The organism is Vibrio metschnikovii CIP 69.14 (assembly GCF_000176155.1).
Classification (GTDB): domain Bacteria; phylum Pseudomonadota; class Gammaproteobacteria; order Enterobacterales; family Vibrionaceae; genus Vibrio; species Vibrio metschnikovii.
Window position 1 is genome coordinate 716,478 of the sequence record NZ_ACZO01000006.1, and the last position, 21,382, is coordinate 737,859.

Below are 21,382 nucleotides of genomic sequence, written 5' to 3' on the forward strand. Positions count from 1 at the left end.
AGAAAAGAATAGGTAACGCTTTGACTCAGTCACAGCCTCACTCAGAAAAAAACACGATGGCAAAAGCCAATACTGTCAAGTCACTGCAACAAGCGTTGCAACAGTGTTTGATAAAAGACCGTTTTCGTCTCAATAAGCGGATCATCGGTGCCAGTAAAATTGTGAAAGAACAAGCAAGAACAGCCGTCTTTGATGAAATAGCGCTGGATATTGCTCGTTCAATGATGGTGGTTTCACAGCGAGAAGCGCAAAAAATCACGATTGATTACCCAGAACAGTTACCGGTAAGTCAAAAGCGGGATGATATTGCGCGAGCAATTGAGCAGCATCAAGTGGTGATTGTCGCTGGGGAAACCGGTTCAGGTAAAACCACTCAGTTACCGAAAATTTGCGCTGAACTTGGACGTGGTAAATATGGGCTGATTGGCCACACGCAACCCCGTCGACTCGCCGCTCGTTCGGTGGCTAATCGTATTGCCGAAGAGATGCAGTGTGAGCTCGGCGGAGTCGTTGGTTATAAAGTGCGTTTTAACGATCAAATCTCTGAACAAACGCAAATCAAATTAATGACTGACGGTATTTTACTGGCAGAAATTCAACATGATCGTTATCTCAATCAGTACGACACGATCATTATTGACGAAGCTCACGAGCGCAGTTTAAACATTGATTTTATTCTCGGTTATTTACGTCAGTTATTACCCCGTCGTCCCGATCTTAAAGTGATCATCACCTCGGCAACCATTGACCCTGAGCGATTTTCGAAACACTTTGCTAATGCGCCGATCATTGAAGTGTCAGGGAGAACTTTCCCTGTGGAAACGCGTTATCGTCCACTAGTGACAGAAACGGACAGCGATCGCGATCAACTCGAAGGCATTTTTGATGCGGTGGATGAGCTATGCCTAGAAGGTTTAGGGGATATCCTGATTTTCATGAATGGTGAACGGGAAATTCGTGACACTGCCGATGCGTTGGCAAAACGTAAGTTACGGGATACAGAGATTGTTCCTTTGTATGCCCGTTTATCCTCTGGCGAACAAAATAAGATTTTCCAACCTCATAGCGGCCGGCGGATCGTACTTGCCACCAACGTGGCGGAAACCTCGTTAACGGTGCCAGGGATCAAGTATGTTATTGATCCGGGTACCGCGCGGATCAGCCGTTACAGCTATCGTACCAAGGTGCAACGTTTACCGATTGAACCGATTTCTCAAGCCAGTGCTAACCAGCGTAAAGGGCGCTGTGGGCGTGTCGAAGAGGGGATCTGTATCCGTCTGTACTCAGAAGAGGACTTTTTATCTCGCCCTGAGTTTACCGATCCGGAAATTCTGCGCACCAACTTAGCGTCAGTCATTCTACAAATGACCGCGCTAGGCTTAGGCGATATCGAGGCGTTCCCATTTGTGGAAGCGCCAGACAAACGCCATATCCAAGATGGGGTTCGCTTGCTGGAAGAGTTGGGGGCAATGAACCCTGAGATCAGCGACCCGAAAAAACGCCTGACCACGATTGGACGTCAGTTGGCTCGTTTACCGATTGACCCACGTTTAGCGCGAATGGTGTTGGAAGCGCCGCGGCTCGGTTGCTTAAAAGAGGTGATGATCATTGCCTCAGCGTTATCGATTCAAGATCCCAGAGAAAGGCCGAGTGATAAGCAGCAAGCCTCAGATGAAAAACATCGCCGTTTTGTCGATGAAGACTCGGATTTTGTTACCTTAATCAATCTGTGGCATTACTTACAAGAGCAGCAAAAGGCCTTGAATAGCAATGCTTTTCGTCGTCAATGTAAACAGGATTATTTAAATTATTTGCGCGTTCGTGAGTGGCAAGATGTTTATTTCCAAATTCATCAATCGATGCGTGAAATGGATTATAAGCTCAACGATCAGCCGGCCAATTATGACAGTCTGCACAGCGCCATTTTGGTGGGTTTGCTGTCACACATCGGCAGTAAAGACGCTGAAAAAAATGAGTATCAAGGGGCTCGTAATGCAAGATTCAATATCTTCCCAGCTTCTGGTTTATTTAAAAAACAGCCAAAGTGGGTGATGTCGGCAGAATTGGTTGAAACCTCGAAACTGTGGGCGCGGATTGTCGCCAAAATTCAACCGGAATGGATTGAGCCTCTTGCTAAGCACTTGATCAAACGCAGTTACAGCGAACCACATTGGTCGAAGAAAAGTGCTGCGGTGATGGCGTATGAAAAAGTGACTCTTTATGGCGTACCTATCGTTGCCAAACGAGCGGTCAATTATGGGGCGATTGATGTGCCATTGAGCCGCGAGATTTTCATTCGCAGTGCTTTAGTGGAAGGTGATTGGCAAACCAAACACGCTTTCTTTAAGCAAAATCGCGCTTTGTTACTTGAGGTCGAGGAGTTAGAGCATAAATCTCGTCGCCGAGATATCTTGGTGGATGATGAAGAGCTGTTCCAATTTTATGATCAACGAGTTGGCGCGGAGGTGGTCTCAGGACGTCATTTTGATGCTTGGTGGAAAAAAGCAAGCCATGATAACCCAGACTTACTCAATTTTGAAAAAGAGATGCTGGTTAAAGGTGATGCCAGCCATATCACTGAACTCGATTACCCTAATTTCTGGCACCAAAACGGAATTAAATTAAAGCTCAGTTACCAGTTTGAACCGGGTATTGATAGTGACGGTGTTACGGTGCATATCCCACTGCCGATCCTTAACCAAATTGAGCCTCAAGGCTTTGATTGGCAAATTCCGGGTTTACGTCATCAATTAGTGGTCAGTTTGATTAAATCGCTACCGAAAACGCTGCGTAAGAATTTTGTACCAGCGCCAAACTATGCTGATGCCTTTTTAGCGCGCGTCACGCCATTGGAAATGCCGTTACTGGATGCGCTGGAAAAAGAGCTTAAGCGGATGACAGGCGTGGCTATCCAGCGTGAAGATTGGAATTGGCAGCAAGTGCCCGATCACTTAAAAGTGACTTATCGGGTAGTGGATCACCGTCATCGGAAACTCAATGAAGATAAAGACTTATACGCATTGAAAGAAAGCTTGAAAGCCAAGGTTCAAGAAACCTTATCGCAAGTGGCGGATGATGATATTGAGCAGAAAGATCTCCACACTTGGTCGTTTGGTGAGCTGCCGAAAGTTTACCAGCAGAAACGCGGCGGTTTTGAGGTTAAAGCGTATCCGGCGTTGGTGGATAATAAAGACAGCATTGAAATTAAGCTATTTGAAACGGAAAGTGAGCAGCAAACTGCGATGCAAGCCGGACAAAGACGATTAATTTTGCTTAATGTGCCATCACCGATCAAATACTTACACAGTAACTTGCCTAATAAATCCAAGCTTGGCTTGTATTTTAACCCTTACGGTAAAGTGCTGGATTTAATTGATGACTGTATTGCCTGTGGCGTTGATAAGCTTATCGAACAGCATGGGGGCATGGTTTGGCAGCCAGAAGCCTTTGAAGCGCTGAAAGAATATGTTCGCGCTGAACTGGGCGATACGGTGGTCGAGATTGCCCAGCAAGTAGAAACCATTTTAACCACCGCGTACAACATTAATAAGCGTTTGAAAGGTAAAGTCGATTTCACGATGGCTTTTGCTTTATCGGATATCAAAGCACAAATGGAAGGGCTGATTTTTAAAGGTTTTGCCACCGAATGTGGTTGGAAAAAACTAGCGGATATTTTGCGCTACATGAAAGCGATTGAAAGGCGGATGGAAAAGCTGCCGGTTGATCCCAATAAAGATCGCTTGCATATGTTGAAAATTGAATCGGTGGTTAACGAATACAAGACCTTATTGAATAAAATTCCGAAAGGGGTTGCTGTGCCTGAATCGGTCAAAGAGATCCGGTGGATGATTGAAGAGCTAAGAGTAAGTTATTTTGCTCAGCAACTTGGTACGCCTTATCCGATTTCGGATAAACGAGTCAAACAAGCGATTGATGCCTGTTAGGCAAGCTGCAAGTCACCGCTATCAGGCGGTGACTTCAAATGATAAGCGGATATATTATTGATCTTTATTCACTATCTGTCCTTTCGTTCCTTGAGGTGCGGTGAAGATGATTCTATAATTTCCGGTAATGCATAACATTGGCTTAGCAGCAGCGGCCAGACAACTATCAAAAGGTTAATTATGAAAAAAACGTTACTTGCCCTCGCGCTATTGGGAGCCTCTTCTGCAGCAATGGCAGATGCTTTGGTTTACGCTGGTGCATCGGTTGGCCAATCTGATTACCGTGGTGATAGCAGTACGGCTTATAATTTGCATGTTGGAACCGGAATTCTGCCATTTTTTGCGGTTGAAGGTGGTTACACAAAATTAGGCGATTTTAAAATTAACGGTATTGAAACCTCTGCTTCAACCATGTATGCCGCACTAAAGCCAAGCATTGATTTTGGTCCTTTACATATTTATGCGCGTGGTGGTATCCATTCATGGAAAACAGAAATCAACAACAATAAAGATGATGATGGTTTCGATATCATGTATGGCGTAGGCGCTGAATATTTTATTATGGGTCCTTTTTCGGTAGGCGCGGGTTACCATCGTTATACGCTCGACAAGAAAGATGTCAGTGTGCTTTCCTTTAACGCGACTTTCCATTTTCTATAATCGCTTTAGCGGTTAGTCGCTAAATCGGTTTATCGCTCAGTTGATAAACCATTGATAACGCCCTTGGAGGTTTTGTTTTTCTCCAAGGGCGTTTTATTCTCGTCAATTATGTATTTAACCAATGACTGAACGCCACTCTTGGCCAATGTGCATTAATGTAGTCAATAAAAGCTTGGGTCCTTTCTGGTAAGAATCGCCGTTGAGGGTGCAGTAAATAAACATCAGCCCCTTCTATATCCCATTCTGGCAATAGAGGAACTAATTGCTGCTGCGTCAGTTCTTGGCTAATCAATCCTTTCGGTAAGCGAGCGACTCCCATATCTAGGAGTGTCGCTTGTAAAATCGTATCTAACTCTTCTGAACTTAAGCGAGCTCGGGGGGTAAATTGAAATTGTTCTCCTGTGAGCCGATGCTTAAACACCCAAGCCTGTTTGGTATTCAGCGTCAGTAGCGGTAATGTTTGCAACTGTTCAGGGTGATTTAAGGTTAAGGTAGCGGCGTAACTGGGAGTCGAGCAGAGCTGCGATGGATTATTGGCTAGCTTACGAGCGACCCAATCGGAATGAGGCTGAGGACCAAAACGCAAAGCGATATCAATATCGTGACGCGTGAAGTAATCCATGCCCGCACCGACCTGAAAATGGATATTAACGTTGGGATGTTGCTGACAAAATTCTAATGCAAGTGGGCTCAGTTGATGACGTAAGGGGATAATCGGTGCATTAATGACAATCGTGCCACGATATTCTTGTTTGGCACGTAAGGCGATTTCTTGTTTCGATTCGATTTCAGCGAAGAGCTCGGCATAGGTTTCAAATAACTGTTCACCTTCTTTAGTTAAAACAATTTCTTTACTGCTACGGATCAGCAAGATGCTGCCCATATCATGCTCTAATTGTTGAATTCGGCGACTCAGAGTGCTGCTGGAGAGCGCTTTTTGCTTAGCGGCTAAGGCGAAGCTGCCGCAGCGTACCACCGTAAGAAAAAGCGCCAGATCGTCTAATTTCATCATAATCCCATATTTGCAATTGACGATCCCATTCTATCCCATTTTAGATAGAATGATATTCAGTTATCTTATCGTGATGCGCGATAGGCTGCGCTTTCTTCAATCTTGAGTTACCGAAGCGGCGCATCCTCTGCGCTTATTCGCTGATCACTTACCCATCACGTTATGTTGTATTGGTATCGTTTAATACCAGAGGATTTATGTCAACCGATTCGACTTATTCATCCAACCCGAAAATTGTTTTTGCCAGCGTCGCACTAGTGATTGCCTTAGGCTCTTTAGAAAAAAGTATTGTTACTACACCTTTGGCTTTGATTGGTCAGGAGTTATCAGCTGGAAAATCCCTTACTTGGGTGATTACCGCTTATTTATTGGCCGCGACAGCAGTGCTACCCGTTTATGGTAAGTTGAGCGATCTATTTGGTCGGGTACGCATGCTCAATATCAGCATTGTCATTTTCATGATTGGCTCGGCACTCTGTACGTTTGCGATTGATTTACCGAGTTTAATTGGTGCGCGCGTGATTCAAGGTATTGGTGGTGGTGGCTTAATTGCGCTCGCCTTTACCGTGATTGCTGATTCGATTCCTGCCCGTGAAGTGGGTAAATATCAAGGCTATATTTCTGCCGTGTATGCGGTATCGAGTATTGCAGGGCCACTATTAGGCGGTTATTTTGCCGATCATTTAACGTGGCGCTGGGTATTTGGAATCAACTTGCCTCTTGGCTTGGTGGCATTATGGATGGTTAATCGTTACCTCAGCCACTTGAATAAACGCCGTAATAGCCGCTTTGACTGGCTTGGTGCCGGATTATTGATGATCGCCACTACCATGTTGCTGCTGTTGCTTTCATCACACTCGTTTATGCCGAATGGCTGGGGGGCGTTTATTTTATTGGCAAGCCTTGTCATGCTTGTATTAGTAGAAAAACGTGTTAGCGATCCTATTTTACCCGCTCGCTTAGCGCGTTTGCCCAACTACTTAACCGCCATTATGTTAGTGATGGGATCGCAAATGTTGATGTTTGCGCTGCTAGTTTATTTACCTTTACAACTGCAATGGCAGAAAGGGCTTTCTCCATCACAAAGTGGCGTCGTGATGGTAATTTTTATGTTTTGTATCACGGCGGGCGCGTATGTTGGCGGTAAGTTAGTTGCTAAGTTTGCTCGTTATAAATTATTGGTAGCGTTAGGTTTTGCTTTGGCGATGGTTGCGCTATGGCAAATTCACTATGATATTTGGGTTAATTTCGCGCTCGGTTTTGCAGGAATTGGACTTGGCTTAACCTTGCCTGCACTCAGTGTGGTCGTGCAAAGTGTGTTACCTGCTCGCGATCGTGGTATTGGTATGTCGTTATTTAACTTTGGTCGTGAGTTAGGTGGGGCATTAGGGGTGGCATTTTGCTCGGCGTTATTCTATCTACGAGTTCCCCAAGACGTGACAGTCAGTGAACATGGCGCTGAACAAGCGCAAGTCGCGAGTCATATACTCGCTCAAGGGTTTAGCTTGGTTTATATCGGGATGAGTATTTTAGCGCTTTGTACCATGCTACTGACTATTCTCAAGCTGCGTCGTGATGCATTAACCGTTAAGGCACCAGCCACAGAGTAGGGTTATTCACTTTTTTGATGCTAACCAATGCGCTTAACACTAATCGGTGTTGAGCGTATTTTTTTTTACCTTTATTGGATAGAATTCAGATAGTTTTTATTTCTGTGATGGCAACACTATGTCAGCGATTATCCTATCAGCGGCTCAGGTCGATGATTTAGAAGTACTCAATCAGTTGATGTTTGAGTTACATGACGAGCATCACCGTGCTTGTCCAGCTTATTTCAAAACCGCTCATGAAATTGAGCAAGAGAAGAGCATTGCCCGTTATTTAGATGATCCGGAATGTTTGGTTTACGTAGCTAAACAGGGTTCTCAGATCGTTGGTTTTATTACTGGGCATTTTTGTGAGTTAATTTCGAGTGTCAGTCAGCCCATTCCGATGGGGAGTATTGATGAGCTATATGTTGTTCCCTGTTATCGTCAACAAAGAGTCGCAGCCTCACTTCTTGCTCATTTAGAGCAGACATTCGTTGAGTATGGCGTCAAAGACATGTTTGTTGAGGTGTGGGAGTTTAATCAAACGGCGCAACATTTTTATCAGCAAGGGGGATTTGTTCCGCATATACACTGGTTGCGCAAATCCCTATCACAACAGAAGGTGTAACCTGAGTGTTGTTCTGGCTGGTCTTCATTAGGATATGGATGATTTCCCCTTTGTTATTGCCGAAAGATCGAGAGGTTTAGAGTAGAAATACCCTTGTTGATATTGAACCCCTTTGTTGGCAAGGTATTTGGCTTGAGCGGCATGTTCCACTCCTTCCGCGACGATATTGACCTTAAGCTGATGAGCCAGCTCAATAATGGTGTTTAAAATTGGCGCGCTAACCGATTGCACGCCAATTGAATCAATAAAACATTTATCAATTTTTAAATAATCGAAAGCGATATGTTGTAGTACCGATAACGAGGTTTGTCCTGTGCCAAAATCATCAATAGAGATCATCACGCCAGCTTGCCGTAATTCTTGTAAAATAGTTTGTCCTTTTTTATCCAGCAGTTGGCGTTCAGTAATTTCAACCACCAATTGAATTCCTTGAGTAGCAAGATGACTGGCACAAAGAATTAAACGATGAATATGTTTTTGATGCGTAAGGTAACAAGGTGGAACGTTGATACCAAGGTGTAATTGCTGATGGTTAGGTAAATGCTGAGCATCTTTTTGAGCTTGATTAATCACATAATCAGTCACTTTATTGATTAAGCCGTACTCTTCTGCAATTTGAATAAACGTATCGGGTTTAACAAAACCTAATTTAGGGTTAATCCAACGCAGTAACGCTTCATAGCCGACAACATTTTGTTTCTGGCTGTCGATGACAGGTTGATAGACTAAAAACAGCTCGTGTCGTTCTAATCCTTTTTTTAAATCATCTAATAAGCTCGTCCGGCCGGTGAAAAATAAAAACAGCACATAAATGAATAGTGAAAGTGCAATCGAGGCCGGAAGGGCACTCAGTAGATAAAAGGTTATCTGTTCAGTAACAAAAGAGTCACTAGCGACAATTTGTAACGTAAAAAGCTGGTTGGCCGATGTGACCTTTACGTTATGTTGTTTAGTGATGAATTTACTATTAGCTGGGTAGTATTGATTACCGACTTTGACGATTAACTCGGCAATACGAGTGTCGGTGTGATAACCGAGACGAGCTTGAATATAACCTTGATCGACAACAGAAATGGCTCCGCGATAGGGATTGTTTTTATCGGCATCAATCACTAATAATGTGCGCATGGCTGGATCGTTTTGCAAGTCAAAGAAGCGTTCTTTACTGGTGACAATGCCATCAGGATAATAGTCGCTGATATCTGACTGCATCTCTCCCCGTTTGGACGAACAAACAATTTGTTGATTTTCTACGATCAACATTTCACGCAGTAAACTTTCAAATAACAGGTCTTCTTGAATCTGTGCGCAGCTTTTATTGCTGTATAACGCTTTGGCATTTTCATCATGGAGATCAGCAATCAGGCTATCGATACGTTTGGCGTACGAATCGGCAATGGTGTTCAACTGGCTATTAATGCTCGTGACGCTGGTATAGTAAGCGTAAAAAAAAACGATCGGAATAGGGATAAGACAAGCAGATAATATTTTTTTGAGTAAGACTCTTTTTTTATTTTGCAATGCTTTTTACCTGTATTTCTAACTTCGTCTTAAATTTGAAACGGATTGTGCATAGATTGCGCATTATAGAGCAAGCGTGCTGAGGTACAAGGCATAACTCATCGAAGATATCGTTTTTTATGCGGACATATAACCTCACTAATTAAAAATAGTATTCAGTCATTGATTTCGCCAATCGGTTATTCGTTGGCGGCATTAAGGCGACATTAAAAAAACAACCCTTCATTAGGTTTAATAGACCATTAAATACTTCATTTTTTTACACCTGTATAAATATTTATACTCACTAAACTCTGTTCTTTCGAAGCATGTTTACCCGCAAAATGACCACTACATTGATGAGATACTGGTGATGTAAACGGATTATGGTTGTTTAATGTAATGAAAGTGTTACATTTTTGGTGTTTTTTAGAGTGGGCGATAGGTATCTGCTGATCGTTGCGACTTTATTGAATCGTGCCATGGTTAATAAAGATTTCGACCCTATAAAGGAAACCTAGACATGACATCAATAAGCAACCCCCTTGGTACCGATGGTTTTGAGTTTGTTGAATATACGGCAGCGGATGCGCAGGGGATTGACGCACTAAAACAGCTGTTCACTTCTTTAGGTTTTGCTGAAATCGCGAAACACCGCTCTAAACAAGCTTGGCTTTATCGCCAAGGGGATATCAATTTCATCATCAATGCTCAACCTCATAGTCAAGCGGCTGATTTTGCTAAGCTTCATGGTCCATCAGTGTGTGGAATGGCATTTCGGGTTAAAGATGCAGCTGAGGCTTTAACGCATGCTTTACAGTGTGACGCGGTTGCCTATCAAGGTGAAGTTGGACCTATGGAGCTAAGCATTCCGGCTATTTATGGCATCGGTGATAGCTTATTGTATTTTGTTGATCGCTACGGTGATAAAAGTATCTATGATGTTGACTTTTTGTTTTATGCTGATGCTGAGCAGCGTTTGCAACAAAAGCAGGTCGGTTTATGTGAAATCGATCATCTCACTCATAATGTGATGCAAGGCAATATGAATAAATGGGCTGGATTTTATGAACGGCTCGCCAACTTTAAAGAGATTCGATATTTTGATATTGAAGGGAAATTGACCGGCTTGGTTAGCCGTGCGATGACATCGCCGTGCGGTAAAATTCGTATTCCAATCAATGAATCGCGTGATGATAAGTCACAAATTGAAGAATTTTTACGTGAATACAATGGCGAAGGGATTCAGCATATTGCCTTGAGTACCACCGATATTTATCACACTGTGCGTACGTTGCGAGCGCAAGGCATGGAGTTTATGCCAACCCCAGATACCTACTATGAGAAAATCAATTCGCGCGTTCTCGGTCATCATGAATCCGTTGATGAGTTACGCGAATTGCGGGTATTGATTGATGGTGCACCATTAAAAGATGGTATTTTGCTGCAAATATTTACCCAAACCGTTATTGGTCCAGTCTTTTTTGAAATTATTCAGCGCAAAGGCAATCAAGGTTTTGGCGAAGGTAACTTCAAAGCCTTGTTTGAATCGATAGAAGAAGATCAAATTCGTCGTGGAGTGCTAGATGATGCATAAACCGTTTACGTTTCCTCATCGCGAAGGGGTGTTTTCGAAACAGGCTCATGCGGATTTTCCTGAGCAAGCGATCTATGAGCGAGAAGCTGGGCGCAGTGGCTTTTTTGGCGCTGCGAGTCACTTTCATCATCAGCATCCACCCACCGCATGGACCGAATGGCAGGGCGATTTACGGCCCAGAGCATTTAACTTAAATCACTTGAGCCACTCTGAACAATTATCCCCTTGGTCTGTCCCTCATTTGCTGCATAACCAAGAGGTGAAAATCCGGGTCTGGCAGCTTAGCCAACCAATGACCCAATTGGTGCGTAATGCGGATGGTGATGAATTATTATTTGTTCATAAAGGCAGTGCCGAGCTGTTTTGTGATTATGGCCATATGACGATTCATGAAGGGGATTATGTGTTAATTCCGCGCTCAACGACTTGGCGTTTAGACCCTAATGAACCGCTGTTTTTGTTGATGATCGAGAATACGGATGCCGCTTATGCCTTACCAGAAAAAGGTATTGTCGGTCAGCACGCTGTGTTTGATCCGGCGGTGCTTGAAGTGCCGAGTATTAATACACGTTTTCAGGCGCAGTACTCAGAACGCACCACGCACGTTGAAGTTAAACGGCACGATCAAGTGAGTGTGATTACCTATCCTTTTAATCCCCTAGATGCGGTAGGCTGGCATGGCGATCTGGCGGTGCTGAGGCTCAATTGGCGAGATATTCGACCGCTAATGTCCCATCGCTATCATCTACCGCCGTCTGCACATACCACCTTTGTTGGGCAAGGGTTTGTGGTCTGTACGTTTGTGCCAAGACCGATTGAAAGTGACCCTGGCGCATTAAAAGTACCGTTTTATCACAATAATGATGATTATGATGAAGTGCTGTTTTATCACGCGGGTGACTTTTTCAGTCGCGATAATATTGAAGCTGGGATGGTGACGTTTCACCCTGCGGGCTTTACTCATGGCCCTCATCCGAAAGCGTTCCAAGCCGGATTAAAAAACAGCAAAACGTTTACCGATGAAGTGGCGGTAATGATTGATACCCGCCACGCCCTGCAATTTAGTGAGGCGGTTAAAGAAGTAGAAAATCCTCAGTACGTTTATAGCTGGAAAGAGCACAAGGATACGCCATGAAGTTAGCGACGTTAAAAAATGACACACGAGATGGGCAATTAGTGGTTGTCAGTCGAGATTTACAGCGCTGTGTGGTTGTTGACCACCTCGCTTCAACACTCCAACGAGCACTCGATGATTGGCAAAAAGTGGAAGGTCCGTTACAAGAGATCTCCCAAGCTTTAAATGCCGGCCAGCTTACTCATACTTTACCGTTTGTTGAGGATAACTGTGCCTCGCCGTTACCAAGGGCATTTCAATGGGCAGATGGCTCAGCTTATGTCAACCATGTTCAGTTAGTTCGACGTGCTCGTGGAGCCGAATTACCAGAGAGTTTTTGGACTGATCCGCTAATGTATCAAGGGGGATCGGACAGTTTTCTGGGGCCACACGAACCTATCCCGCTTGTTGATCCCCAATGGGGATTAGATTTTGAAGCTGAGGTGGCGGTCGTCACTGATGATGTCCCTATGGGGATCACAGCGGAGCAGGCAGGGCAACATATTCGCTTAGTAATGCTGGTGAATGATGTCTCTCTACGAGGGTTAATTCCCAATGAATTAGCTAAAGGTTTTGGCTTTTTCCAATCGAAACCAAGCTCAGCTTTTTCTCCGGTGGCAGTGACTCCTGATGAACTTAACGGCGCATGGGACGGCGCTAAGTTATCTTTACCATTATTGTCGACTTATAACGGTCAGTTGTTTGGCTGTCCGAATGCAGGGGTCGATATGACCTTTGATTTTCCTCAGTTGATTGCCCATGCAGCGAAATCTCGCCCTTTATGCAGTGGCACGATTATTGGTTCTGGTACCGTCTCAAATAAGCAAGGCACGGAGTACGGAAGTTCAATCGGTGAAGGGGGTGTCGGTTATTCGTGTATTGCCGAGTTACGAATGATTGAAACCATTCGTGATGGGCAACCCAGCACCGCTTTTATGCAGGTCGGTGATACGATAAAACTTGAGATGCTCGATCATCAAGGTAATAGCGTATTTGGTCGTATTGAACAAACGGTGATTGAATCAGGGAGATAGATGATGAGTGAGCTGAAATTATACGGCTACTGGCGCTCATCGGCAACGTATCGGGTGCGTCTTGCCTTAGCAATTAAGCAACTGAGTTATCAGCAGTTTCCGGTTGATCTCATCGCTCAAGGTGGTGAGCAACACAGCGAGGTATTTCATCAGCTTAATGCGAGTGAATTAGTGCCAGTGTTAGTTGATGGCGATTTCGTTCTTAATCAATCACTGGCGATTATTGAATATCTTGATGATCATTACCCGCAGCCGCGTCTTATTCCTGTCTCAGGTGAGGCAAAATACCGTGTGTTGTCGCTAGCTCATGATATTGCAATGGATATTCATCCATTAAATAACCTAAGGGTTTTACAATATTTATCACAAAACCTTGCTGTGGATGAGCCCCAAAAAACGCAGTGGTATCAACATTGGATAGCGGTAGGTTTTCGCGCCATTGAAGAAAAGCTGACTATAAGTGCAGGGCAATATTGTATCGGCGATGCACTTTCTCTGGCGGATATCTGCCTGATACCTCAAGTGTATAATGCTGAGCGCTTTGCCGTTGACATGAGCCTTTATCCAAACATCATGCGTATTACCAATACGCTGCGTGAGCGAGCTGATTTTCACTCAGCCGCACCGGAAAGCTGCCGCTGAGTGAAGCGTTTAACTTAGGATGATTAAGCGATAGCTCGCTGGGCTAATGAGGTAGGGCATAAGCGCTTCCCTTGTTCATCAAACAGATGCAGGTTATCTATGTTGATCGATAGGTTAAGCGTTTGATCAATATCTACATTCATTTCAGGTGTTACCGCAATAAAATCGCTGAGTTGAGTTAACCCAGCGATTTTTCCATGCACCAATTGATTGGGACCAAGTGGTTCAACGACACTGATTTGTAAGCGTAAATTCAGAGCGTTTTCACTGCTCGAAAGTCCAGCATGCTCAGGACGAATACCTAGGGTTAATGATGGAGCGCTGAGTTGTTGATAGTGCGGTAGATAAATTTTTTGATGACCAACCTGTAAATAGCCGTTATCGAGTGTTGCGGGGATAAAGTTCATCGCTGGGCTACCAATAAAACTCGCCACAAAGGTACTCGCCGGTTGGTGGTAAACTTCTTTTGGGCGACCGACTTGTTCAATTTTTCCTTGGTTTAAGACCACAATGCGATCGGCTAATGTCATCGCTTCTACTTGATCGTGGGTGACATAGACACTGGTCACCCCGAGTTTGCGTTGCAGTTTTTTTATCTCTAAGCGCATATGCGCGCGTAACGCCGCATCGAGGTTGGATAGTGGCTCATCAAATAAAAACAGCTGCGGATCGCGGACAATCGCGCGTCCCATCGCGACACGTTGACGTTGACCACCAGACAGTTTGGCGGGTTTACGATCTAAATACTCTTCAATTTTGAGGGTTTTAGCGACGTGATTAATTTTTTCAGCGATGGATTTTTTATCCACCCCACGATTTTTTAAGCCATACGCCAAGTTATCGTAAACGCTCATATGAGGATAAAGAGCGTAGTTTTGAAATACCATCGCAATATCACGTAGCGCAGGTTTTTCGTTATCCACTCGGCGACCGGCTAGATGGATTTCTCCACTGTTGATGGGCTCAAGCCCAGCAATCGAACGTAGAATTGACGATTTACCACAACCTGATGGTCCAACTAAAACGATGAATTCGCCCTCATTAATTGACAAATCAACGCCTTTAACTGCTTGATGACCATTTTCATAGGTTTTGACTAACTGTCTGATATCCAACATAACATTGTCCAGTTTTTGTGGTGAGGTTGGGGTGACTAAATGCATAGAGTTATTTTTCACTTTCGACTAATCCTTTAACAAACCAGCGTTGGAAAATGACCACGACGAATACCGGCGGCAGCATGGCTAAAATCACCATGGCGAACGCGTAGTCATAACGTGGTAAACGAGTTTCATTAATATTATTGAGAATTTGTTTAATGCCCATCACGATGGTGTTGTATTGCTCATCGGTGGTCATCATGATGGGCCATAAATACTGGTTCCATCCTACGACAAACATAATGATGAAAATGGCGGCGATCATGGTTTTCGATAGCGGCAGTAATACGTCGATGAAGAAACGAATCGGTCCAGCATTATCGAGCTGTGCTGCTTCCATCAATTCATCTGGAATCGTTTTAAAAAACTGACGAAAGAAAAAGGTTGCAGTAGCCGAGGCAATCAAAGGCAAGATAAGCCCTGTATAACTATTGAGCATTCCTAGGCTTGAAACGACTTCATAAGAGGGGATGATTCGCACTTCTAACGGCAATAAAAGCGTGACAAGAATAAGCCAAAACCAGAAGCTGGCATAAGGCAGCCGGAAATAGACCAAAGCGTAAGCCGCGATCATCGAAACCAAAATTTTCCCGATCGCAAAACCCAGCCCCATGATCATCGAATTGGTGATCATCGATTGCGCGGTAATATTGCCCGAAAATCCGTGGCTTTTGTGCCAAGCTTCTTTATAAATAGCCAAAAATTGATCGCCCATTCCCCACTGCAAACCTTCACTGATGATGGTGTTGGGATGATGAGTCGAGCTGGCAAAGATGAGCCAGATTGGCACTAGCATAAATAAGGCTCCGGTGATCAAAATTAAGTGATCGAATAGGTTATTACTTTTCATTTTGCTTCCTTGGATATAAAACCTTAATAATGAACACGTTTTTCAACCACACGGAACTGGATAAACGTCAGCCCGAGAACGAGCAGTAATAAGATCACAGATTGTGCTGAACTGCCGCCTAAATCCGCCCCAACAAATCCATCACGGTATACCTTATAAACCAAAGACGTTGTTGAACCTCCTGGCCCGCCGTTGGTCATGGTATCGATCACGCCGAACGTATCGAAAAAGGCATAGGTGAGGTTAATCACCAAGAGAAAAAATCCGGTCGGGGCAAGCAAAGGAAAAGTAATGGTCCAAAAGCGTTTGGCATCACTGACGCAATCGAGCGTCGAGGCTTCTTTAACGGCATAAGAAATGGACTGTAATCCGGCGAGAAAGTAGATGAAATTGACGGAGACCTGTTTCCATACGGAAACCAAAATCAATGCGAAGGTTGCATCAAACGGATTGGTTTGCAGGCTAAATTGCCATCCAAACATCGCAAAAAGATCCGTTAATAGGCCAATGTGGGGGTTAAACAAAAAACCACCGATAATTCCGGCTATCGCAGGAGCGACGGCATAAACCCAAGTTAAGCTAACCTTGTACGCTCCTTGACCATGAATGATATTATCTGCTTTGACCGCCAGTAGCAGAGCGATGGCGAGTGATAAAAAGGAGACCACGATAGAAAACAGTAAAGTGAAGCTCAGCGATTTCAAATATTCATGGGATTGAAACAGCATCTGATAGTTTTCAAAGCCAATGAAAGTGGATGACATACCCCACGGGTCTTCCAGCATAAAGGAAAGATAAATCGCTTTTGCGGCCGGATAGAGAAAGAAAATCGCGATAATCACCATTTGCGGAGCTAACAGCAAATAGGGTAAAGGAGTGTGAGAAAATTGTTGTCGACGTTCCACGGTTATTTCCAGTCATAAAAAATCGTGCTGAAGAGTACGGCTATCTTCGCCGTACTCTTCAATGAGCGAGACTCAAGCGACGAAACGTCGGTTTGAAGTCTGTTGTAATCAACGAGCGTTATTGCACAGTGCGAGCAAAACGTTGCAGGAGATTTTTACTTTCGTCTTCGACTCGTTTAAGGCTATTTTCTACCGAAGAGCGTCCAGCAAAAATATTGTCGAATTCACGGTGCATGACTTCACGTATTTGCGGATAGAAACCTAAGCGATAACCTTGTGTCCATTCACCGGAAGGTAGGCTTAGCTGTTTTACGCCCACTTCTGCATCGGGATAGGTTTGATAATAGCCTGAGGCTTTGGTTAGGCTATAAGCGGCATTGGTGACTGGTACATAACCGGTCGATGTGTGCCAATTCATCTGTACTTCAGGCTGAGTAAGATAAGTAAAAAAAGCCGCGACGGCATTTTCTTCTTCTTTAGTATGACCACTTAAAGCAAACAGAGCGGCGCCGCCAATAAAAGTATGAGTGCCTTCAGCGTTTAATTTTTCCCAATGTGGTAAGTAGGTAGTACCTAACTCAAACGGGACTCTATCACGCAGCCCACCGAAGGAACCTGATGAGCCCATCCACATCGCCACTTCTTGGCGTTCAAAAGGCGTTTGGTTGGCATCCCAGTTACTTCCGTAATATTTGAAGTAGCCCTTATCTGACCATTCTTTAAGTTTATTAAAATGCATCAGCATATCTTGTGAATTAAACATCAGTTGTGATGAAAGAGAGGCATAGCCATTGTGCTGATCAGAGAGCGGCAAGTTATGACGAGATTTGAAGTTTTCAAACATAATCCATGGTGTATGCGATTGTGAAAAAGTAACGTAACCTTTTGCTTTTAGTTTTTCGGCTAAGACTTCAAGTTGTTCATAAGTTTGTGGTGCCGTAGCTCCAACTTTATTTAAAATATCTTTGTTGTAATACAGAACGGGAGTGGAACTATTGAAGGGCATACCAACCATTTTGCCTTTATTGTCCGCATAGAAATTACGCACACCAGACAGATAATCTTGAGCATTAAATGAGTAACCGGCATTAACCAGAATATCTTGTACTGGTTTAGCCACACCAGGGACATTCATTATGGTTGCAGCTCCGGCATCAAAGACTTGGAGAATGTGCGGTGATTGACCTGCACGAAAAGCAGCAATACCTGCGGTTAACGTTTCGGTATAGTCCCCTTTGTAGATAGGAGTGATGGTATAGTCCTTCTGCGCGGCATTAAAATTTGCAGCGAGTTGGTTGACGGATTCTCCTAGTTGCCCTCCCATTGCATGCCACCAAGTGATTTCGGTCGCAGCAAGAGTGTGTCCAGAAAAAGTGGTTGCCATCAGACCCGCTAGCCATAGCTTGTGCATTGTATTTCCCTTAATTATATAAAGTTGGAGTTAACATAGTGGTTCGCTGAATAGGGTGGCGGTCAAATATTTCAATTTAATGTAATGTTTGTTTCACTTTGATTTTGTTCTGGTTTGTTTTTTGTAATGCGCCACAGATAACATTTTTGTTGATTTTTTGTTTATTTATTGTTTCTTTGAGTGGTATGGTTAGTCTTCTTGCCTTCAGGACCGACCAGTTAGAGTATTTGTGAAAATTCATACCCTTCGCGGCCATATCCAAAATTTATATTTGGTTGAATATCCAGATAGATTAATGCTATTGGATGGAGGATGTCGTGCTGATGTGTCTCTGATACTGGATTACATTACTGCTCAATTAGGTCGCTCAGTGAGCGAACTTAAGGTGGTGGTGGTCACTCATATGCATCCTGATCATGCTGGTGGTGCGCACTTATTGCGGCGTAAAACCGGCTGTAAGATAGTCTCTGGTGCGCAAGTGGGTCATTGGTATCAAGGTGGGTTAGGGATTGTGATGTTTTGGGCTGATTTAGCTTTGGCGCATTGGATGGCAAAGCGCTTGGGTAAACCAAGGCGTCGTTTATGGTTTCCTCGTAAATTACGTGCGGATCATCAATTAATGGACGGTGAAGCGATTCCTGGGTTTTCTGAATGGCAAGTTTTAGAAACGACAGGACACACCGATAGAGATATCTCTCTCTTTCATCCACAGCAAAGTATTTTGTATGTCGCCGATTTGATCGTCGAAGTAAAAAAACAGCTGATCTCTCCTTTTCCTATTTTTTTTCCCAAACAGTATCGTCGTTCGGTTGCGCGGGTATATCAGCTCAATCCGCAGCGTTTATTGCTGGCTCATGGTGGCGAAGCGATCCTTGATGATCATGCCTATCAACATTTGATGGATACCACACCAATCACGCCCGCCACCCACTGGCGAGTAGTAAAAATCAAACTTAAGCGTTTTCTGTTTACCCCGTTAGCTCATTTGTTTCCTCGTTGATATCCCCTTCCAACTTAAAGCAGCGGTGTTGGCTACCTTCGTTCACCCCAATCACGTCGTTTGCCTATGCTCATGGGGATTCACTCACTTGCCGCCTACCTGCAACTTTCAGCCGTTTGGGTATAGTGGGTTGAGCTTTAGTTTGATCTTCATATCACCCACACCATCGACAACAATCCTGAATTCATCCATCTGGCACACTTTTCTCAGTGGTAATAGATAACTTTATCTACTTATCCGAGTTGGTAATGTTAAATCAATTCCATTATTTGCGTAGTTGATATCTGACTGCTACTTTTTAATTGAGCCTTATTTTGTTATGCGCCTAAGTGCTTTTTGGTGTTGATGGGTTGGTTGTAACAGATAAGCTCTCTAATAATAATCATAATTTTACGTTAGTTCGGCATAGGATAACTGCACATATGTTAGCGCTCAGGCTTGTTCCTCTATTCATGCCTGCCCTAGTGTTATCGGGCATGGTTGTGATCTATTCGAGTTTACCTTTATACATCAGTGCGTTGCTGGTATTGGCTTCCATTGCCAGCCTTAGCTACGTCGCTTGGAATTATGAATCGTACATTCAAACCGTCAAACAGCAAAAAAAACAAATTGAACACCTCTCGGCGTTACAGGAGTCTCAATTAGAGTCCTATCACTCGTTAGAGCCCCTGTTTATCGAATCATTACCCGTCTGGGCACGACATATTGATTCCGCTAATCAACATCTAACCGATTCAGTTTCAGAGTTGAGCCAGCAGTTTTCTCAACTGGTCGAGCGGCTCAGTCATACCTTGTCTCTCACCGGAGTGAACAGTCACGGTAAAGAGCAATCGGTAACGGAAGAAATTCATCAATGTCGTAGCATGCTTAACAATGCGGTAGATGCGCTACGGGCTGGGCAAACACTAAGACAGCAAGTATTGAGTGAGATGCGTGAATTAATGAAATACACCACATCACTGAAAAAAATGGCTGGAGAAGTGGTTGGTATCGCAGATAAAACCAATTTATTAGCCCTCAATGCCGCGATTGAGTCCGCGCGAGCTGGAGAAGCGGGAAGAGGCTTTGCTGTGGTTGCCGATGAAGTGCGTGGTTTATCTCAACAATCAAGAGAAACCGCGAGCAAGATGACAGAGCAAGTGAATAGCGTTAATGCTGCCATCGAGAAAGCCTGTGAAATGGTTGAACAGGTTAATAAAGATGAAACTGAGCAAATGAATAATACCGAGCAATGCATTGATGAAGTTATCAACCATTTTCAGCACATAGTGCAAACGTTAGATGAACAAGCTCAAGGGCTCACTGAAGATGCCCAACAAGTCAAAGAGACGGTGACACACGTGATCATTCGCCTTCAGTTCCAAGATAGGGTGAGTCAAATTTTAGAGCAAATTACTCGTAATTTAACCGAGTTAGGCGATGCCATTACGTTAGTTCAACAAGATAGAAATCATCCGATTGTCGGACAATTATCGCCGCAAAAATGGCTCGATAAAATGAAGAGTAGTTACACCATGATTGAGCAGCATCAAGTTCATACGGGTAAAAAATCTACTCATAGTAGTAAACCAGAAGTGCAATCTGACATTACCTTTTTCTAACGAACAGCAAACCATAAGCAGGAGGTTTGAGGATGAGTAAAACAATTTTGGTTGTCGATGATTCTGCAGCCATTCGTCAAGTTGTTAGCCTTGCTCTAAAAGGCGCGGGTTACCAAACGATTGAAGCCATTGATGGTGCTGATGCGCTAAGAAAAATTCAAGGCGTTAAAGTCCACTTGGTGATCAGTGACGTCAATATGCCCAATATGGATGGATTGACCTTACTAAAAGAACTGAAAAAACAACCTGCGACCAAATTCACGCCCGTGATCATGTTGACCACGGAATCGGAAGCCTCGAAAAAAGATCAAGGCCGTTTAGCGGGCGCGAAGGCTTGGGTAGTGAAACCGTTTGTGCCAGATCAAATGTTGGCGGCGGTGAATAAACTGATGCCAGCTTAGGAGTTAAGGTATGCAGATCCTCGAAGAAAATGATCAACACGTCAACATTGAGTTATCCGGCGAGTTAACGATTTATCAAGCGCAGGAAATGTATGAGTTTTTGACGCCATGGGTTATGAAGCCGATTGATTTATTGATTGATGTTACGCGCATTACTGATCTTGACACCAGCGCGATTCAATTATTAGTAATGGTCAATAAAGCGAAACGAGAGCAACAGCAGCAATGTTTGTTACTGGTAGAGAATCCTTTGTTTATCCAAGTGATGGCTAAATTAGGCGTTAATGCCCTTAACCATAATTTGGCATTGCAGCCCAATACGTAATGCGCGAAT

18 protein-coding genes are annotated in these 21,382 nt (G+C 43.9%); 12 read left to right on the plus strand and 6 right to left on the minus strand.

The genetic code is table 11. The annotated features are described in order from the left end of the window. The first annotated feature begins 20 nt into the window (after window positions 1-20). Both hrpA and VIB_RS06720 read left to right on the plus strand, forming a co-directional pair. Window positions 21-3,944: an ATP-dependent RNA helicase HrpA gene (gene hrpA, locus VIB_RS06715; protein WP_004395211.1), complete on the plus strand. Its 3,924-nt coding sequence runs from the start codon at window positions 21-23 to the stop codon at window positions 3,942-3,944. 180 nt (window positions 3,945-4,124) lie between these two features. Continuing rightward, window positions 4,125-4,604, plus strand: coding sequence for an outer membrane beta-barrel protein (locus VIB_RS06720; RefSeq protein WP_004395212.1), 480 nt, complete (start codon window positions 4,125-4,127; stop codon window positions 4,602-4,604). A gap of 106 nt (window positions 4,605-4,710) precedes the next feature. Here the strand turns inward: VIB_RS06720 and VIB_RS06725 are convergent, their stop codons facing one another. Next, window positions 4,711-5,613 carry a LysR family transcriptional regulator gene (locus VIB_RS06725; RefSeq protein ID WP_004395213.1) on the minus strand — a complete coding sequence of 301 codons (903 nt, stop codon included), beginning with the start codon at window positions 5,611-5,613 and terminating at the stop codon, window positions 4,711-4,713. Window positions 5,614-5,813: 200 nt separating this feature from the next. Between VIB_RS06725 and VIB_RS06730 the strand changes: the two genes are divergently transcribed. Then, window positions 5,814-7,226: an MDR family MFS transporter gene (locus tag VIB_RS06730; protein ID WP_004395214.1), complete on the plus strand. Its 1,413-nt coding sequence runs from the start codon at window positions 5,814-5,816 to the stop codon at window positions 7,224-7,226. A gap of 118 nt (window positions 7,227-7,344) precedes the next feature. Then, window positions 7,345-7,833, plus strand: a complete 489-nt coding sequence (locus VIB_RS06735; RefSeq protein ID WP_040904281.1) for a GNAT family N-acetyltransferase — start codon at window positions 7,345-7,347, stop codon at window positions 7,831-7,833. A 27-nt stretch (window positions 7,834-7,860) separates the two neighbouring features. Here the strand turns inward: VIB_RS06735 and VIB_RS06740 are convergent, their stop codons facing one another. Continuing rightward, entirely contained in the window at window positions 7,861-9,354 is a 1,494-nt protein-coding gene (locus VIB_RS06740) for an EAL domain-containing protein (protein ID WP_004395215.1), read from the minus strand. Window positions 9,355-9,856: 502 nt separating this feature from the next. Between VIB_RS06740 and hppD the strand changes: the two genes are divergently transcribed. The 4 genes from hppD to maiA are packed head-to-tail and all read left to right on the plus strand — an operon-like array spanning window position 9,857 to window position 13,720. After that, window positions 9,857-10,930 (plus strand): 4-hydroxyphenylpyruvate dioxygenase, encoded by a 1,074-nt coding sequence (gene hppD, locus VIB_RS06745; RefSeq protein WP_004395216.1) that lies wholly within the window; start codon window positions 9,857-9,859, stop codon window positions 10,928-10,930. Next, window positions 10,923-12,065 (plus strand): homogentisate 1,2-dioxygenase, encoded by a 1,143-nt coding sequence (locus tag VIB_RS06750; protein ID WP_004395217.1) that lies wholly within the window; start codon window positions 10,923-10,925, stop codon window positions 12,063-12,065. Before hppD ends, VIB_RS06750 begins: the two co-directional genes overlap by 8 nt. Next, window positions 12,062-13,078, plus strand: a complete 1,017-nt coding sequence (locus VIB_RS06755) for a fumarylacetoacetate hydrolase family protein (protein ID WP_004395219.1) — start codon at window positions 12,062-12,064, stop codon at window positions 13,076-13,078. The genes VIB_RS06750 and VIB_RS06755 overlap by 4 nt, the downstream gene beginning before the upstream one ends. A 3-nt stretch (window positions 13,079-13,081) precedes the next feature. Then, window positions 13,082-13,720, plus strand: a complete 639-nt coding sequence (gene maiA / locus VIB_RS06760; RefSeq protein ID WP_040904809.1) for a maleylacetoacetate isomerase — start codon at window positions 13,082-13,084, stop codon at window positions 13,718-13,720. Window positions 13,721-13,743: 23 nt separating this feature from the next. Here maiA and ugpC read toward each other — a convergent pair whose 3' ends face one another. The 4 genes from ugpC to VIB_RS06780 form a co-directional block, all read right to left on the minus strand. Then, the gene (ugpC, locus tag VIB_RS06765; RefSeq protein WP_004395221.1) at window positions 13,744-14,838 is read right to left on the minus strand and encodes a sn-glycerol-3-phosphate ABC transporter ATP-binding protein UgpC; all 1,095 of its coding nucleotides are present in this window, start codon (window positions 14,836-14,838) and stop codon (window positions 13,744-13,746) included. A gap of 49 nt (window positions 14,839-14,887) precedes the next feature. Next, window positions 14,888-15,730: a sn-glycerol-3-phosphate ABC transporter permease UgpE gene (gene ugpE / locus VIB_RS06770; protein ID WP_004395222.1), complete on the minus strand. Its 843-nt coding sequence runs from the start codon at window positions 15,728-15,730 to the stop codon at window positions 14,888-14,890. Between the two features lie 23 nt (window positions 15,731-15,753). After that, complete coding sequence (locus VIB_RS06775; RefSeq protein WP_004395223.1) at window positions 15,754-16,635, minus strand: ABC transporter permease subunit; 882 nt, start codon at window positions 16,633-16,635, stop codon at window positions 15,754-15,756. A gap of 118 nt (window positions 16,636-16,753) precedes the next feature. Continuing rightward, window positions 16,754-18,046 (minus strand): extracellular solute-binding protein, encoded by a 1,293-nt coding sequence (locus VIB_RS06780; protein WP_004395224.1) that lies wholly within the window; start codon window positions 18,044-18,046, stop codon window positions 16,754-16,756. Between the two features lie 229 nt (window positions 18,047-18,275). On the opposite strand from VIB_RS06780, the gene VIB_RS06785 reads away from it, so the two are divergent. The 4 genes from VIB_RS06785 to VIB_RS06800 all read left to right on the plus strand — a co-directional run bounded on the left by VIB_RS06785 (window position 18,276) and on the right by VIB_RS06800 (window position 21,373). Then, a complete protein-coding gene (locus tag VIB_RS06785) occupies window positions 18,276-19,046 on the plus strand; it encodes an MBL fold metallo-hydrolase (protein ID WP_004395225.1) in 771 nt (256 codons plus the stop codon). 422 nt (window positions 19,047-19,468) lie between these two features. Beyond that, on the plus strand, window positions 19,469-20,647 hold the full coding sequence (locus VIB_RS06790) for a methyl-accepting chemotaxis protein (protein WP_004395226.1): 1,179 nt from the start codon (window positions 19,469-19,471) through the stop codon (window positions 20,645-20,647). Between the two features lie 32 nt (window positions 20,648-20,679). Continuing rightward, window positions 20,680-21,048: a response regulator gene (locus VIB_RS06795; protein ID WP_004395227.1), complete on the plus strand. Its 369-nt coding sequence runs from the start codon at window positions 20,680-20,682 to the stop codon at window positions 21,046-21,048. 10 nt (window positions 21,049-21,058) lie between these two features. Beyond that, window positions 21,059-21,373 carry an STAS domain-containing protein gene (locus VIB_RS06800; RefSeq protein ID WP_004395228.1) on the plus strand — a complete coding sequence of 105 codons (315 nt, stop codon included), beginning with the start codon at window positions 21,059-21,061 and terminating at the stop codon, window positions 21,371-21,373. Window positions 21,374-21,382: the final 9 nt, after the last annotated feature.

Coding starts and splice junctions, on each gene's coding strand:
- VIB_RS06720 (WP_004395212.1), top strand. CDS start 4,125: ATGAAAAAAACGTTACTTGCCCTCGCGCTATTGGGAGCCTCTTCTGCA.
- VIB_RS06725 (WP_004395213.1), bottom strand. CDS start 5,613: ATGAAATTAGACGATCTGGCGCTTTTTCTTACGGTGGTACGCTGCGGC.
- VIB_RS06730 (WP_004395214.1), top strand. CDS start 5,814: ATGTCAACCGATTCGACTTATTCATCCAACCCGAAAATTGTTTTTGCC.
- VIB_RS06735 (WP_040904281.1), top strand. CDS start 7,345: ATGTCAGCGATTATCCTATCAGCGGCTCAGGTCGATGATTTAGAAGTA.
- hppD (WP_004395216.1), top strand. CDS start 9,857: ATGACATCAATAAGCAACCCCCTTGGTACCGATGGTTTTGAGTTTGTT.
- VIB_RS06750 (WP_004395217.1), top strand. CDS start 10,923: ATGCATAAACCGTTTACGTTTCCTCATCGCGAAGGGGTGTTTTCGAAA.
- VIB_RS06755 (WP_004395219.1), top strand. CDS start 12,062: ATGAAGTTAGCGACGTTAAAAAATGACACACGAGATGGGCAATTAGTG.
- maiA (WP_040904809.1), top strand. CDS start 13,082: ATGAGTGAGCTGAAATTATACGGCTACTGGCGCTCATCGGCAACGTAT.
- ugpC (WP_004395221.1), bottom strand. CDS start 14,838: ATGTTGGATATCAGACAGTTAGTCAAAACCTATGAAAATGGTCATCAA.
- ugpE (WP_004395222.1), bottom strand. CDS start 15,730: ATGAAAAGTAATAACCTATTCGATCACTTAATTTTGATCACCGGAGCC.
- VIB_RS06780 (WP_004395224.1), bottom strand. CDS start 18,046: ATGCACAAGCTATGGCTAGCGGGTCTGATGGCAACCACTTTTTCTGGA.
- VIB_RS06790 (WP_004395226.1), top strand. CDS start 19,469: ATGTTAGCGCTCAGGCTTGTTCCTCTATTCATGCCTGCCCTAGTGTTA.
- VIB_RS06795 (WP_004395227.1), top strand. CDS start 20,680: ATGAGTAAAACAATTTTGGTTGTCGATGATTCTGCAGCCATTCGTCAA.
- VIB_RS06800 (WP_004395228.1), top strand. CDS start 21,059: ATGCAGATCCTCGAAGAAAATGATCAACACGTCAACATTGAGTTATCC.